Source organism: Nostoc sp. DSM 114159, from assembly GCF_053470285.1.
This window is the reverse complement of the sequence record NZ_JBPFEH010000001.1, coordinates 8,248,079-8,263,688: the sequence shown is the minus strand read 5'-3', so window position 1 is coordinate 8,263,688 and position 15,610 is coordinate 8,248,079. Positions and strand designations below refer to the sequence as shown.

14 protein-coding genes are annotated in these 15,610 nt (G+C 38.9%); 6 read left to right on the top strand and 8 right to left on the bottom strand.

Translation table 11 applies throughout. The annotated features are described in order from the left end of the window. Nucleotides 1–49 precede the first annotated feature (49 nt). Complete coding sequence (locus ACR5KR_RS34690; protein ID WP_448269944.1) at nt 50–445, bottom strand: hypothetical protein; 396 nt, start codon at nt 443–445, stop codon at nt 50–52. Nucleotides 446–519: 74 nt separating this feature from the next. Between ACR5KR_RS34690 and ACR5KR_RS34685 the strand changes: the two genes are divergently transcribed. Together ACR5KR_RS34685 and ACR5KR_RS34680 are read left to right on the top strand one after the other, a co-directional pair. Then, on the top strand, nt 520–909 hold the full coding sequence (locus ACR5KR_RS34685) for a helix-turn-helix domain-containing protein (protein ID WP_445628212.1): 390 nt from the start codon (nt 520–522) through the stop codon (nt 907–909). Beyond that, a complete protein-coding gene (locus ACR5KR_RS34680) occupies nt 906–1,463 on the top strand; it encodes a transposase (protein ID WP_445632213.1) in 558 nt (185 codons plus the stop codon). Before ACR5KR_RS34685 ends, ACR5KR_RS34680 begins: the two co-directional genes overlap by 4 nt. Nucleotides 1,464–2,323: 860 nt before the next feature. On the opposite strand, the gene ACR5KR_RS34675 is transcribed toward ACR5KR_RS34680, so the two are convergent. The 6 genes from ACR5KR_RS34675 to ACR5KR_RS34650 all read right to left on the bottom strand — a co-directional run bounded on the left by ACR5KR_RS34675 (nt 2,324) and on the right by ACR5KR_RS34650 (nt 8,936). Continuing rightward, on the bottom strand, nt 2,324–2,995 hold the full coding sequence (locus ACR5KR_RS34675) for an ester cyclase (protein ID WP_448269941.1): 672 nt from the start codon (nt 2,993–2,995) through the stop codon (nt 2,324–2,326). A gap of 249 nt (nt 2,996–3,244) precedes the next feature. After that, nucleotides 3,245–4,105, bottom strand: coding sequence for a hypothetical protein (locus tag ACR5KR_RS34670; protein WP_448269939.1), 861 nt, complete (start codon nt 4,103–4,105; stop codon nt 3,245–3,247). Nucleotides 4,106–4,363: 258 nt separating this feature from the next. Next, on the bottom strand, nt 4,364–5,185 hold the full coding sequence (locus tag ACR5KR_RS34665) for a PIG-L deacetylase family protein (protein WP_448269938.1): 822 nt from the start codon (nt 5,183–5,185) through the stop codon (nt 4,364–4,366). 804 nt (nt 5,186–5,989) lie between these two features. Further along, complete coding sequence (locus ACR5KR_RS34660) at nt 5,990–6,496, bottom strand: GNAT family N-acetyltransferase (protein ID WP_448269936.1); 507 nt, start codon at nt 6,494–6,496, stop codon at nt 5,990–5,992. A gap of 211 nt (nt 6,497–6,707) precedes the next feature. Continuing rightward, nucleotides 6,708–8,312, bottom strand: coding sequence for a 2-isopropylmalate synthase (locus ACR5KR_RS34655; protein ID WP_448269934.1), 1,605 nt, complete (start codon nt 8,310–8,312; stop codon nt 6,708–6,710). A gap of 102 nt (nt 8,313–8,414) precedes the next feature. Further along, nucleotides 8,415–8,936 carry a LabA-like NYN domain-containing protein gene (locus ACR5KR_RS34650; RefSeq protein WP_041565194.1) on the bottom strand — a complete coding sequence of 174 codons (522 nt, stop codon included), beginning with the start codon at nt 8,934–8,936 and terminating at the stop codon, nt 8,415–8,417. Nucleotides 8,937–9,671: 735 nt separating this feature from the next. Between ACR5KR_RS34650 and ACR5KR_RS34645 the strand changes: the two genes are divergently transcribed. Then, nucleotides 9,672–12,110, top strand: coding sequence for a CHASE2 domain-containing protein (locus ACR5KR_RS34645; protein WP_448269932.1), 2,439 nt, complete (start codon nt 9,672–9,674; stop codon nt 12,108–12,110). Nucleotides 12,111–12,537: 427 nt separating this feature from the next. Here the strand turns inward: ACR5KR_RS34645 and gorA are convergent, their stop codons facing one another. Next, nucleotides 12,538–13,884, bottom strand: coding sequence for a glutathione-disulfide reductase (gene gorA / locus ACR5KR_RS34640; RefSeq protein ID WP_448269930.1), 1,347 nt, complete (start codon nt 13,882–13,884; stop codon nt 12,538–12,540). A 530-nt stretch (nt 13,885–14,414) separates the two neighbouring features. On the opposite strand from gorA, the gene ACR5KR_RS34635 reads away from it, so the two are divergent. The 3 genes from ACR5KR_RS34635 (at nt 14,415) to ACR5KR_RS34625 (ending at nt 15,571) form a co-directional block, all read left to right on the top strand. Continuing rightward, nucleotides 14,415–14,690 (top strand): hypothetical protein, encoded by a 276-nt coding sequence (locus ACR5KR_RS34635; protein WP_448269928.1) that lies wholly within the window; start codon nt 14,415–14,417, stop codon nt 14,688–14,690. 210 nt (nt 14,691–14,900) lie between these two features. Continuing rightward, nucleotides 14,901–15,167: a ribbon-helix-helix domain-containing protein gene (locus tag ACR5KR_RS34630; RefSeq protein WP_448269926.1), complete on the top strand. Its 267-nt coding sequence runs from the start codon at nt 14,901–14,903 to the stop codon at nt 15,165–15,167. Continuing rightward, nucleotides 15,164–15,571, top strand: a complete 408-nt coding sequence (locus ACR5KR_RS34625; protein WP_448269924.1) for a PIN domain-containing protein — start codon at nt 15,164–15,166, stop codon at nt 15,569–15,571. Before ACR5KR_RS34630 ends, ACR5KR_RS34625 begins: the two co-directional genes overlap by 4 nt. The last annotated feature ends 39 nt before the right edge of the window (nt 15,572–15,610 follow it).

The following is a 15,610-nucleotide window of genomic DNA, read 5'->3' as shown; positions in this document are numbered from 1 at the left end:
TCTATTCATCTGTGGTTAAATATTTTTTCTAAACTTACCCATGCGGGAACTAGGCAGATTTCTTATTTTCATCTGATGCTTGTCCTGCACTACCTTTTAAGCGAGTCAACCTGCTTCTGCGTATACGTTCGCTGTCACGAACCCCACCTGCTACTTCATATTCGCTGCTGTCTGTGCCATACTTAAAACCAACGCCCTTCAGCATCTTATCTGAAAGTTTACTTAACTTTTTTTCCATTTGATCGATTTTAGTTTTAGTAGAGTCAACCACAGCTAAAGCGTTATTATAAGTATCAAGCATAGTGCGAAACTCCTCAATTGATTGAGTCAGATTTTCCAAATCGCAACTATTACCAAAATCCATGTTTGAATCAATTGCTTTGAATCCAGATGTTCTCAATTCAGCTTTTTCTAGAATCCGCGATGTCCGCTTTGTACGAGGCATGGATGTACTCCTTGAAGATACAGCACTTTCGAGGTAAATGAGGTACACATAATATTGGTGTATCAAGACTTAAAATGAAAGCATACTCAATCGATTTACGAGAAAAAATAGTAAATACTTACGAAAAGGGTGGTACTTCAATAAGAAAGGTTGCTGTGCAATTTGGTGTAGCAAAAAGCTATGTGCAAAAGCTAATCCAACTTCATAGAGTGCAAGGACATCTAGAACCTAAAAAGCAAGGTGGAGCCATGAAGGGTAGGTTAGATGATTTCGTGAGCGAATTAGCCGAAATGGTTCAAATTTACCCAGACGCAACTTTATTGGAATATTGCGAATATTTTGGAGAAAAATACAACGTTTGGGTGTGTGCAAGTGTGATGTGTTGTGCATTACAAAAACAAAAATTAACGCGAAAAAAAAGTGAAAGTGCAGCCAAGGAAAAACAGAAAGAGTCCAAAAACTGAGAATAGAGTATTGGGAGAAAGTAAAGCAAGTAGACCCAGAAGACCTTGTATTTATAGATGAAATGGGTGTTTTACTTGGCTTAACTAGAACTCATCAAAGAAGCGAGCGCGGTACTAGAACGTATAATTTTAAACCATATTACCGGGGAGCAAAAATAAGTGTAATCGGAGGAATTAGCTTAAAGAAGGTTTTAGCCGTGATGACTTTAAACGGCTCAATGGATGGAGATGCATATAAAGTTTTTGTAGAACATTTTTTACTTCCGCAATTATGGGTTGGTGCAGTCGTTGTAATGGATAATCTACCTGCTCATAAAGTCGAAGAGATTAAGCTTTTGATTGAAGGAGTGGGAGCAAGTGTTCTTTATCTATCTCCTTATTCTCCTGAATTCAATCCAATTGAACATTGGTGGTCACAATTAAAAGCTTTTCTGAAACAATTTTCTCCCAAGAGTGCATCTGTCGTTGATGGTTTAATTAAAATTGCGCTGAAACTAGTTGATCCAAAGCATCTAAAAAATTGGTTTACTAATTGCTGCTACTGTACCTCATGAACCTCAAATTTGCTGTATTTCTAGAACTAGCTTGCCTCAATTAAGCTGTATTTTGTATCAGAAAAACTCGCAAATCATTATATTTTTTCTAATAATATTTGTCGGCAATTCCAGTGGTTTTGCTGAAGTCAAGAACTAGATGCTGATTTTTATAAAGATAATACAGCAGATTGCAGGTAAGTGAGGTACAGAACCAAAAACTTACAAATCAAATTATTCTTCTCCCTCCTGCCTCCTGCCTCCTGCCCTCTGCCTCCTGCCTCAAAACCAATGACTTTGTACCTCATGCAAAAGAAAACTGCTGTATATTTGAACTTTATACAAGCTTCAGTTTATTCACCATCGCTTTCATGTTGATGATTAATGTCGTAATATTAGTGAACGCCGTGTGCAACTTAATTTTGTTAAACCTTGATTCTACTGTGGGGTAGGCAACATGAGCGCCCAGAAAGGACGGACAAGAGGGAGCATCCCACAAGAATAAACAAAAGTCGCACATCGCGTTAGTGACTAATATTGTAATGTTGCTGACTAATATCGTAATGTTTGATGACTAATGTCGTAACATTACTCACTAATATCGTAATGTTAGTGACTAATATCGTAATGTTCGATGAATAATGTCGTAATATTACTCACTAATATCGTAATGTTGGTAACTAATGTTGTAATGTTTTGCCAGTTGCTTGAGTCAGGTTGACAGTAATATAGCGCTTCTTAGTTGAGTGCAATACAAACCTAACCTCCAGCCCCTTCCCTACTAGCGTTGGAGAGTAAAATTCAAAGCCTCTCTCTTAAAAGGAGAGAGGTTTGGAGAGAGGTCAAGATTTTTTCAGAAATCACATCGGATTCCTATAGCTCTACTGATTTTGAGAATGGAAAGGACAACCACCTGCCGTTAATTTCTGAAGAAAGACATTATTATCAAAATAATGCTCTAAAGACTCAATCTTCAAATCATCAGTGACGCGAGCAATACTAACTCCGACAATTTCGATTGTTTCACCTGTGGGTGCATAGTCCTTATAGGAACCATTAAATGTTCCCCAATGTCGCCACTTAAAGGTAACATTAGGCGGCCCAGAAAGGACTTCTGTTAATTCCCAAAGAAAGCCATTGGGGAAGGCTGTATGAAAAACTTGAAATGAAGATTCAAAAGTTTCTGTTTCCGAGTTATATTGCTCAGTTTTACCCAAAAATAGGTTATAAGTCCCTTCGTTTGCAACATCTTCAGCAGTGAATTCTTGTCCGCCATTGGTACTCATCTTAAACTTATCGGTAACAATCGAAAGCCACTGTTGAGGATTAGATTTATTAGAAGCTTCCATCTCAAAAGTGCGGACTAAATTTTGAGCGATCGCTTCTAATGAACCTTTTGGATGCTGAAATTTACTCTCTTGATGAAGAAATTCATTGGTGTATGAATAATCCGGGCGTTTTCCTTCTCGCCACTGTACTTCTTCATCATGAGTAATGACTATATCTCTATCTTGTACCCAGAGTGGCAATTCTGTTGTTTTCTCGCTACTCATACAAGCTAACTGGTTATAAACATCGTTTTTCAGAATAAAGTTTTATGCATACAAGTCAATCGAAAAATCTAAAAAAGTAAAAAATATTCATAATCAACTCAATAAATTTAGCTTGTGATATCCGACATTCTTCACCCTCACTGTCACAATCGGTTTTTTCGTATTTTCATATACAATTAAAGCTACTTTTTATACGAAAGTGAATAAATGTCACATTTTCAATTCTACCGTTTGTTTATTCTCCATAGTTTAGATATTTTCTTCGTGCCATTCGACTCTGTACTTGATTGCTCTATAAAGATGCATTATTGCTTTGCTAAGTTTAAAGACAATTTTCTCCAAGATACAGCGTTTAGGATATACAATTCTTGCGTGTTCTTCAAAATAAATCAACATTTCATCCTTGTTTGACTGTCCCTTTTTAATTTTAATTAGTTCGGTTTTATTATTAAAAAAGGAAATACCTGACATCTCGCTCCATCTCACTGGCAGCCCTGCTTTATAGGCAGCTAGACCTATGGCATTACCTTCACTTTCATAAACTCCATTTAGCTCAAAATATTTGGCAAGGATTTTCCACGTTTCTAAAAATTCAATTTCTTTTCCTGCTGATTTAGTAACAGAAAACAAATATTCATGGACAAAGGTAACATTTTCCCATTTTGGCTCTAAATTTAAAAATTCTCCTGCTGTTTTAATTACGTCAATCTCTGTAGAAAAATTTTTGTTAGTTGTTCCCAAAGCTTTGGCAAATTTTTTCGGCATATCCATACAAGCTCTAGCACTTATCCCTGGCTCTAAAAGCCATTCTATATCTTCTGGTACTGGTGCCAAGATCCGCATATCTGAATCAATGAATATACATGAATTAAATAGAAATAATGCTTTAGCAATTGCAAATCTTTTGTCGTGATAACACTTAACACCCTGTTGCTGATGCTGAAAGGCTAAAACTTGAGGATATTTGCTAAAATCTTGAGGACGATCGGTGAGAATTATAAAAGCAGTGTTAGGTGAATATAGTTCGAGGTCTTTTGCTAATAAACCAGCTAACGCCCGATACACTTTACCTAATGCTAAAGTACAAAAACAGTATTGTTGTTGAATCATATTTGGAGTATTTGAGAGTAAGCCTTGAAAATGTAAAATGACTAAATTAGTTAATACAACAGATTACCTATTAGTAAGTTACTAATACTTTTTGGATAAACTAACAATTCTAGTTAAATGACAAAAATCTAATTTTCAATAAAATTATAAGCAAGGGATAAAGGTGAATTGAAACGCTTTTTATTTTCACCTTAACTGAGTGAGAAGTATTGAGTGAAGTACAGGATTTTAGCCTACAAGCTAGATAAAAAGCCTTTTTTATTTCTGGCCGGAGTCTGTGAAAAAAACCTCATAAGGCAAGAAAAACCGCCAGAGGAAACCAGGGGGAAGTACGGCACTCGATTCAGCATCTATAGGTAAATATTGAGAACGGTAGGTTTCAATAGCCTGCTTTTTCCGAGATTGCACTTGATGAATTGCAACTCGATGAGCGCCTACCAATTCATCAAACTTCAGGTTGCTAAACAATAAGGACTTCCAAAGCAACCAGATAGCATATTGCCATAGCTCTACTGTTACTTCTGCTTTAGCAATAGCAGCTTTAACCAATTGATAAGTAATTTCATGATCTGGACTGCGATCTTGTTTATGAGTAACGTACACCTCTTGGGGTTGAAAACTACTTAATAATTGGGCCATTTCTTCAATTGTTTGCTGTTGTTCAGCTTCTGTCATTTTGGATAATGCACCATCACATTTATCAAGAAAGTGAATATCTATTGATTCCACCCCTAAAATTTTCAAAGCTGCTAACGCTTCTTCTTTACGAATTTGAACAATTTCTGAACGTGTAATCTTGGTATGACCTTGATGAGAACCTCCTCCATCTGTCACAAAAACAACTTTTATTGGTATCCCTTGTTCACGCTTGAGTGCAATCATACCCCCACAACCTAGTGCTTCATCATCTTGGTGAGGAGAAAATACAATGACCGATTTATGATTAATATTTAGTAGCTGACTACCTTGATACAAAAGCCAGTAAAACTGTAGTTTAATCAGCATTTCTCGAAATTTGTAATTCAACAACCACCACTTATTATGTAAACCTAACTTGAAGCGGTGAAGAAGATATCTCATTTTCATAGCACCCAATAGATATGATTTGAAATTCCGGTAATTTTTTACCATAAATGTCTGAATGTTTCTTATAATAAACATCACAAAATCGCTCTCCTCAATTGAAAGAGAGATTAATGGAAATTTGATTTCAGACTTTTACCTTATTCGGATATTAAATAAAATGTATGTCAATATTATGTAACTTCTATGTCATTTATATAAATTGAAGAATTTGAGTGAGTTGGTGTAGATATAGCGAAGCTATCATCGGGGACAAGATAAGCTGAAAGTATTGCAGAATATGGGTTTGAGAAAAAATAAGTGTTCATTGGGTTTTAACGAGCGTTTTATAAGCAAAGCCACAAATTGGACGAAATCTGTATCTCAAAGACAACACCAATTCACCGCAATTAGCGCGAATTGGTGTACCGTAGAGATAAGAAAACTTGGCTTTGATATGACTTCACATAGGGTCAACCGCAGCACCAGGATTCCAACATTGGGGACAAAACTTAAGCCCAGAAATCTGAGATACTTCTTCGCCCTTGATTACAGCAGAAAGATATTCTTGGGGTTGGCGTACACCAAACGCAACAGCTAAACCTTGAAGTGTCTTGCAATTAATTCTGACCGTAAGTCCCTTATGGTACAGAATATGGGTTGTATAAATCCGAGTACAAGCAAACACGGATGTTTATCGAGTTAGAAAGTTATCTTATTAGATTTAGGTTTATTCATCCGCTAGTTACACAGAATTCAATTCTGAATTCTGGCTCACCTCGACTGCGCTCGGCGACCACCTGGCCCCTGAATTCTGTTTCGTTAAATCAAATCCAATTGCATTACATTCCCTTCAGAAAAACCAAGGCTGGAGTAAACTGGTTTACCCAATGGCGAGACGTTAAGAACCACCCGCGTACAAGCGATCGCTTTTAAATATTCAATTGCTCTATTAGTTAAGGATTTAGCAATTCCTTGTCTGCGGTAAGGTTGTTCGACATAAACGCCCCAAATATATCCAAACTTGCGATATTCATCTTTGAAAACATTCGGGTATAAACCTGCAAACAGTTGACAACTTACAGAACCCACAACTGTATTATCAATCTCTGCAATAAAAGCCTTATAAAATAAATCTCGACGCGCCTCTTCTATAAATTGGAGAGTAATATTCTCCCATTCCAAAAGTATATTACTTTCATCAACACCAATATCCAGCCACATTTGGTAAAAGTGTTTTGCAATCAGTAAGTCTTCTTTGGGGATGGCTTCTCTAATAATGATATGTTTTTCTGTCAGCATAATTCCCAACAAATTTTTAGAACTCACAAATAACGCCAATTTGAAAAAAGAATGCGACAGATACATACGGACATATCTTTGTTATGTCTGGCTTTCTTAATTTTTGAATACTTCGGCTACGCTCAGTACAAGTTTTGAATTTTGAATTTTGAATTTTGAATTGATATAACTCCTCTCCAAAGTTGGAGAGGAGTTTGTTAGCATCAGCTAAAAACTAGCAGTTTCACAGATTCCGATCTCAGACTTTCTGTGCAGTTACTTCCTCTGGCTTTTCTTGAGTTTGCAAAGATGCATACAACCTATTCAACGCATTTACATAAGCTTGCGCGGATGCCACGATGATATCGGTGTTCGCTGCATGACCAGAAAACACTTTAGATTCATAACGTAAACGAATCGTCACTTCGCCAAGGGCATCAATACCGCCTGTTACTGACTGCACAGAAAACTCAATCAACTGGTTAGGCACATTCACCACCCGGTTGATAGCTTTGTAAACTGCATCCACTGGCCCAGTACCGATCGCAGCATCGGTTAATTCTTCACCTTCTGGGGTACGCAGGGTAACTGTAGCAGTAGGACGGGCGTTGCTACCGCAGGAAACTTGCACCAACTCTACCCGGAACAAATCGGGTGCTTGTTGGATTTCATCGTTAACGATCGCTTCCAAATCCCAATCGGATATTTCTTTCTTTTTATCTGCTACTTCTTTGAATCTGACGAATGCTTTATTTAATTCAGTATCCGACAGTTCAAAGCCCAATTCTTTTAACCGAGTGCGGAAAGCATTTCTCCCTGAATGTTTGCCCAAAACGATTTGATTGTCTGTTAAGCCAATCAATTGAGCATCCATAATTTCATAGGTGAGTTTGTTTTTTAGAACACCATCTTGGTGAATTCCAGACTCATGGGCAAAGGCATTTGCCCCTACAATCGCTTTATTTGGTTGTACTAACATTCCCGTCAAATTAGAAACTAAGCGTGAGGTTTTATAAATTTGTCGGGTGTCGATATTTGTCAGGGGTTCTTGAGAATTTTCTGGTCTGCCGAGATAAGGGTTAAAATATTGCCGCCGCACGTGCAACGCCATTACCAATTCTTCGAGTGATGCATTACCGGCGCGTTCGCCAATGCCATTGATCGTACATTCTAGTTGCCGTGCGCCATTTTTGACGGCTTCTAAGAAGTTAGCAACTGCCAAGCCTAAATCATTATGACCGTGAACGGAAATAATCGCTTGGTCGATGTTGGGGACATTTTCGATAATGCCTTTAATTATGGCCCCAAATTCGCTAGGGGTTGTGTAACCTACAGTATCGGGAATGTTAACTGTTGTTGCACCAGCTGCGATCGTTCGCTCTAACACTTGATACAGAAATTCTGGATCGGAACGAGCCGCATCCATCGGCGAAAATTCCACATCTGTCATGAAAGATTTGGCATAAGCTACCATTTCTTCAGCGATCGCTAACACTTCTGCCCGTGACTTTCGCAATTGATACTCTAAATGAATATCAGAAGTCGAAATGAATGTGTGAATTCTGGCATTAACTGCTGGTTTTAATGCTTCCGCAGCCGCTTCAATATCTGCTTTAATCGCTCTTGCCAAACTACAAATTACCGGGCCATTTTCTGTCCCGACAATTTGAGCAATTTTCTTGACTGCTTCAAAATCTCCGGGACTCGCAAAGGCAAAGCCTGCTTCGATTACATCTACACCTAGACGCGCTAATTGCTTCGCAATAACTAGCTTTTCGTCTATATTCAAAGTGGCTCCCGGACACTGCTCTCCATCTCGCAATGTTGTATCAAAAATGATGATTCGATCTGTTTTGTTTGTCATTTGCCGTTTATTGTTTAGTGTTTAGTGTTTACTTGTGGCTTAATATATCTTCAACTCTAGTTTTTCTTTTACTCTGATTTTTGTAAATAATTGTTAAAGTTACTAACCTTCAGTTTTCTCTATTTGATCTCTGATATCATTTAAATCTATATATCTATCAGTAGCATTGCGTAGCTCTCTAGCAATCATTCCTTCTGTTGATACTACTGTAATATGTGTATTTTTTGAGCGTAATAGTTCGATTGCTCTTTCAAAATCTCCATCACCACTGAATAATACTACTCGGTCATACTGGTCTACTGTATTAAACATATCTACAACAATTTCAATATCTAAATTCGCTTTTTGCGAGTAACGACCTGACGTATCATCATAATATTCTTTGAGAATTTTAGTTCGTACTGTATATCCTAGACTAATTAGAGCGTCTCTGAAACCTCGCTGGTCTTGTGGATCTTTTAAGCCAGTGTACCAGAAGGCATTAATTAATGTTGTTTCTGATTGCTCATGTTTGAAGTATTCTAAGACTCGTCGCGGGTCAAAAAACCAGCCATTTTTTTGTTGAGCATAGAACATATTGTTTCCATCTACAAAAATAGATAGACGATTCATTGGAGAACCCATACAAATTTACACCTAATAATATATATGAATTTAGATGGAACAATAGATTATAGCAATTTTCAAATGCCTTGTTTGCTAATATCTATAACGTAGTTTTTTATCTATAGCTTTTATCCTACCTCTTTCAAGACATAAAAACGCTTGCAATATTGGAGTTGAGATCCTGAGTGTTAACCTGATTCACTCAGCACAGCAAGAGCCACCCGGCGATCAAAATCTACCCATAAAATTGACCCAGTAACAGCATTCATCGCTGCATAACACTAAAGTTTACTCCTAAAGAGGTATAACATAGGCTTAAGGTAAGATATAAATTAAACCCTATATTTTGCTAAAGCTGTCAGTATTAGGACACGCTTTCTGGAGATTACCAACATTGCGCCAGAGACAGAAGACAGCCTTGGACGTTTATGGTATGACACCCAGTTAGAAACGTACTTGTTGGTTAGGTTAGGGTAAAATCTTGCCAGAACCAAATGCGCTGGTAGAGTATATCCGGCTCCGATCTATGAGACAATCACTACTTGTAACTCATTCAACAGAAAAAGAATAAATTAAGTAGTGGTTGAATAAGAATTTTTTGGGGGCTGGCTCTGCCAATAAAATTTTGTTGATGAATAGAAGATACTTTACAAATGTATAAGATTATCATTTAAGTCTTATTTCAATGTGCTTACACTAAAACGCGGTCTGAATAAATAAAAGTGTTGGACTAAAATCAATCAGTAACACGATATGGCAGAAGAACCTACATCTACCTTAACTAAAAACTATGTCTCTACTGCCAATAGACTGTCAAGTAAACCAACAAAAGTGACTTCAACAGCATCTGCTCGCCACTCTCGCTGGATGGTTCGCTTAGGTCATCTACTGGCAGGTACTTGGGCAATTGGGGGCGCACTATTGAGCGCTTCTGGTGGGGAATCGGTTCAATTGATGGAAAATCAGGTGCTTTCTGGCTTTTTTCAAATGCGTGGGTCGATCGCGCCTCCAGAAGACATCGTAATTTTAGCAATAGACGACCAGTCAATATCGGTTCCCGAACAGTACTATAAAACAGATCCAAAACAGTATGCTTATTTAGAAACACTAAAATCTTATCCTTATAAACGGGCTGCATACTCCCAGGTAATTACAAAATTAATCAAAGCAGGTGCCCGCGCTGTAGCAGTAGATGTAGTTTTTGATACGGCAAGCAGCTATGGAGTTGCAGACGATCGCCAATTTCAGGCAGTACTGCAAAAATATGGCAATAAAGTTACCTTAGCAGCCGTTTACGAAAACTCCCAGACGCACCAAGGGTCTTTTACGCAACTAACAGACCCACAACAAATGTTTCGTACAAAGTCAGTATCCATTGGTTCAGTTAATTTTCCTTTAGAAGTAGATGGAAAAGTTCATCGATTAGCAAGTGAGTATCCCAAATTATTAGGTGAAGATAATTTATTTACCAAAAAGCGACTCTCTTTTGATGAAGCCGCGCTGAAGGCAGCACAAGTAAATTATCCCCGGCCAAAAGGCGATCGCATTTATTTTTGGGGGCCTGCGGGTACATTTGAACAAAAACCTTTTTGGCACGTACTCGACCCGCAAAACTGGAACAGCTATTTGCAGCAAGGAAAGGTGTTCAAAGACAAGATCGTGCTGATTGGTGCAACAGATCGGTTACACAATGATTATTATCCAGTTGCTGGTAGTAATAGCACTGAACCGATGTCGGGCGTGGAAATTCACGCCAATGCGATCGCAACTTTGATGACAGGAAAAGCGATCGCCCCAGGAATTAAAAGTCCACCATTGCAGGGTTTGTTTGTGCTAATACTAATTGGCAGTGCAGCCTTGATGATTGGCAGACGCAAACGTAGCATCCATAGATTTTTCTATAGCCTCGCCCTGTCTGGCGCTTGGGTAGGAATTAGCTATGTGTTATTTGTCTATGGTCAGTTAATTTTTCCTACTAGCATACCAGCGATCGCGATCGCCATGACCGGAATTTCCTATTTGGCAACTTCAGTCATCAGAGAAAGCATCAGAAAACGCCAATTAGTAGATATTTTTCAAAAGTATAAAACTTCACCCGTTGTCCAAGAGATTATCAGCCAACAAGATGACTTCCAACACCTAATTCAGCAACGAGATTTAGCCTTATCAGGGAAAGTCTTGGCGAGACGCTACAAAATTGTCAAAGTTCTCGGTTCCGGTGGATTTAGTGAAACCTACATTGCCGAAGATACCCAACGTCCTGGTAATCCGCGATGTGTTGTCAAACAATTAAAACCAGCCAACACCAAACCAGAAGGATTGCAACTTGCCAGACGTTTATTTCACTCAGAAGCACAAACACTAGAAAAATTGGGAAGGCACGCTCAAATTCCTCAACTTTTGGCGTATTTTGAAGAAGATGAAGAATTTTATTTAGTCCAAGAACAGATAATTGGTCATCCTTTAAATCAAGAACTTCCAGCAGGTAGAGCAATTGATGAAATTGCCGCGATCAAAATTCTCAGAGACTTATTGCAAACATTAACATTTGTCCATGAAAACCACGTGATTCATCGGGATATTAAACCCAGCAATATCATCCGGCGACACTCAGACGGAAAACTGGTGTTGATTGACTTTGGAGCCGTTAAGGAAGTCGGCATCAAACAGCTCGATCGTCAAGAGTCCACCCCATTCACCATTGGTATTGGTACTCAGGGTTACGCTCCAAGCGAACAATGTTTTGGGCGTCCACAGTACAGTAGTGATATCTATGCAGTTGGCATGGTTGGAATTAAAGCCTTAACTGGTGTAGCACCCCGTGAGCTAGATAGAGACGCAAATGGGGAAATCAAATGGAGCGATGCCTTTCTCTACGAGACGCTCCGCGTAGCTTGCTTCTCCGAAGGAGTACGACAGGCTCAGGGTAAGACCTACGGCGGTAAACTACACACTCAGGTCAGCCACTCCCTAGCTAAGATTCTCAGTAAAATGGTGCTAAATGACTTCAAAGAGCGATATCAGTCTGCATCAGAAGCTCTTAAGGATCTTGAAGCTCTTAAAGTTCTTGACGATTTGGTAAATTTCCAACAGAGAGACTATATTCCACAAGATGACTTATTAATGAATACTTTAGACGATTTAGACATCCCCACAAAATCTTACTCAGAAGGACAAGAAACTTCCAAATAAAAAAATCTCCAATCACTAGACCTCTTGCAAAAGTAATTTTTGCAAGAGGGGGGAAAGGGATGCATGTTAAAGGGAAAAGGGTTTTTATGAGCCGCTTTCCCCTTTTCCCCTTACCCTTTTCCCCACAAATGCCAAGAAGTCTACTGTGGAAGCTCTTCTTAAGTAGGCAAAGCCAAATCTGATAGTTGTATTGGATACAAAAATTTGAATAATTTATACCAATTTGAAAAAATAATGCGACAAATAGACTATTTGTAGAGACGCGATGAATCGCGTCTTTACCCAGGGATGTGTTGCAATCATTAATTGAACTGGTATTAATTTTTGGAGTTGTCAAAGTAATAATCTGGCACGAAAATAGGAAGGTGAGAAGAAGGATTTCCCTCTTCTCTATTTGTGGCTTTTTCACTCAGTCCTGCACATGATTTTAATTTAACGACAGAAATTCTTCTCCTGTCGTGGGATGAATGCCTATTGTTTCATCCAAATCTTCCTTGGTAATGCCCTTGCGAATTGCCACACCTAAACTTTGAATGATATCTGCTGCATGTTCGCCTACCATGTGAGCGCCCAAAACTTGCCCAGAATCACTATTTAGCACTAACTTTATAGTGGTTGGCTCATCCTGTTCGATCATTTGATACAACAGTGGTTGGAACTCGGTGCAGTAGCATTCTACAGATTCACCAAATTTTTCTCGTGCTTTCGCCTCCGTCATCCCCACACTAGCCGCTTCTGGACGGCAAAAAACAGCAGTGGGCACATAATCATAATTTAGTTTTTGCGCCTTGTTCCCAAAAACTGTATCGGCAAAGACAATACCTTCTGCCTTAGCCACTGGAGTCAATTGCACGCGGCTGGTGCAGTCACCCACAGCAAAAATGTTTTCTTGGCTGGTGCGGCTGTATTCATCTACTTTGATTGCACCATGTTCGCCAAGTTCAACATGGGCATTTTCCAAACCAAGATTCTTGGTATTTGGAGCGTAACCTGTGGCAACTAAGATGGTATCTGCTGTAATTATTTCTTGGCTCTCACCAGTAATAGTTAACAACAAACCCTCTTCTGAGTATTTGATTTCTTGAACACTGCTATTGGTGAAAAACTTAATTCCGCGTTTAATCAACCCCTGTTGTACAGCAGAGCAAATGCGATCGTCAAACCCCGATAAAATCATCTCGTCTTTTTCAATCACCGTCACCTCACAACCGAAAGCGTGCATCATACTGCAAAATTCCACACCAATGTAGCCGCCGCCAATAATTGCTAAACGTTTTGGCAGATAGGGTAACTGGAACATCTCGCGGGATGTGATGGCGTATTCTATACCTGGGATTTTGGGCTTAAGGGGTTGTCCTCCCACAGCAATTAAAATTTTGTCGGCTGTAACTTTGCGTCCATCAATATCGATCGTATGGGTATCGATGAAAGTGGCATGTTGAGAAATTAATTCAATTCCAGCTTTTTGCAATTGCTGAAAATAGGATTGGTTAACGCTGTCAATATGCTGATGTACTGACTTAATAAATAATGTCCAGTCAAAGTATGTTTGACAGTCACTCCACCCATAACTTTGTGCGATTTGATTTTTGAGGGCGAAGTCAGCAGCGTAGACAATCAGCTTTTTGGGAACGCAGCCGCGATTTACACAGGTGCCACCAATAGCTTCTTGTTCGGCAATGGCGACACGTACACCATAGCTAGCTGCTTTTTTAGCTGCTGCCAATCCCCCAGGCCCAGCACCAATGACAAACAAATCGTAATCAAATGTCATAAAAATCTGTTCCTTTTTCACTTTTTGGAATGCAGAGCTATTTCATACCTTATAGTGATTCACACAAAACTTCATCTACTGTCTTTGGGTGGACAATTTGGGATGAAACCAGGCTAATATTTAGCAGATTGCCGCATTAATAGCAATTACATCCAAAAGGAACAGCGATCGCCCGATCATTACTAAGTTACATGACATTTCGTTGTGGAACAGACAATATACTCATTCTACAAGAGGTCAATGTTAGCGATGCCTACGCTTTTAACTTAGCGTAGTCAATCACTTGGCCGATTAAATAACAGCCTCATCTCCAGCATGATTTTGTTAAATGCTGTTGTTAATATTACTCAACTTACCCATAACTTAATTTTGGCTAAACTTGAGAATTTTTAATAAAAGTTTTTGTTTTTACGCTTGACAAGTATAAAATTATACATTAAATTAGTAAGCATGATAAAGGCGATCGCCCAATCCCGGAAAGATGAATGCGATCGCCCTTTGTCAGCCCTTTATCAGGAGACGATACAATCATGGCACAATTATCAAAATCCGCCCAATCAAAGTTAGAGCAGTTCTTGGGTAAAAATTTAGATACACCCACCCCCAAACAATCTCTCCAACAGCAACTTCCCAAAAGAGAGCCAATTAAGCATACGCTGATGGGTTCTCCCAAAGCCATTACCAGTACAATTCATCATTTACAGCTAATTGGCTACGCCAGTGTCGGAGACTGGAGTCCACTGGTACCAACTGGTAAACCAGATGAGGTCATGAGTATTTTAATCCGTTACATTCTGATGCAATAACCCAAATGCAGAGACGTTGCATTGCAACGTCTCTTGTTTTTGTTGAATGAGTTTAAACAACGAAATTAGGATTTAGATGGAAATGAGGTTAATGCCGAGTGTAGGCGATCGCACTTTTGCTCCAAAGCATATAAATAACAGCCTAATCTTCAGTTACAACCTCACCTCAGACTAAAATAGTTATGGAAAAGCACCCTTGTAAATAAATCTATGAATGTGTTCTTAAATCCAGAGATAGAGCAATTCATCCAAACTCAGATAGAAAGTGGTAAGTATGCTTCGCCAGAGGAAGTAATTGTTGATGCTCTCAAAGTGTTTGCAGCAAAAAGTAACATTGAAGCACCAGTGCAGGTAAAAACACCTGAAGAATTGGGGTGGCCTCCTGGTTTTTTTGAACAGACGGCGGGTTGTCTGCAAGATGATCCTCTGGTGAGATATCCCCAAGGTGAATATGAAGTGCGGGAGCCGTTAGAGTGATGTATTTATTAGATGCCAATGCTTGCATTGTTTATCTAAATCGTCCAATATCTGGAGTGCGACGACGGTTAGAGTCTTTATCACCACAGGATATTGCTGTTTGTTCAATTGTTAAGGCTGAACTGTTCTATGGTGCGAGAAGAAGCAATAATCCTCAACGCACCTTAGCTTTACAGTTAGCTTTTCTCAATAATTTTGTCTCTTTGAGTTTCGATGATGTGGTCGCCACAATTTTTGGTCAAATTCGTGCTGAATTGGCAACTTTAGGTACGCCTATTGGGCCTTATGATTTACAAATTGCATCGATTGCTAAGGCACATAATTTAATCTTAGTTACCCACAATAAGAATGAATTTAATCGCGTCAATGGGCTACAGATTGAGGATTGGGAGGAAGAAGGTTGATAATTGAGAGGGCAAAAGGGAAAGAGTGTAAAGGGTAAG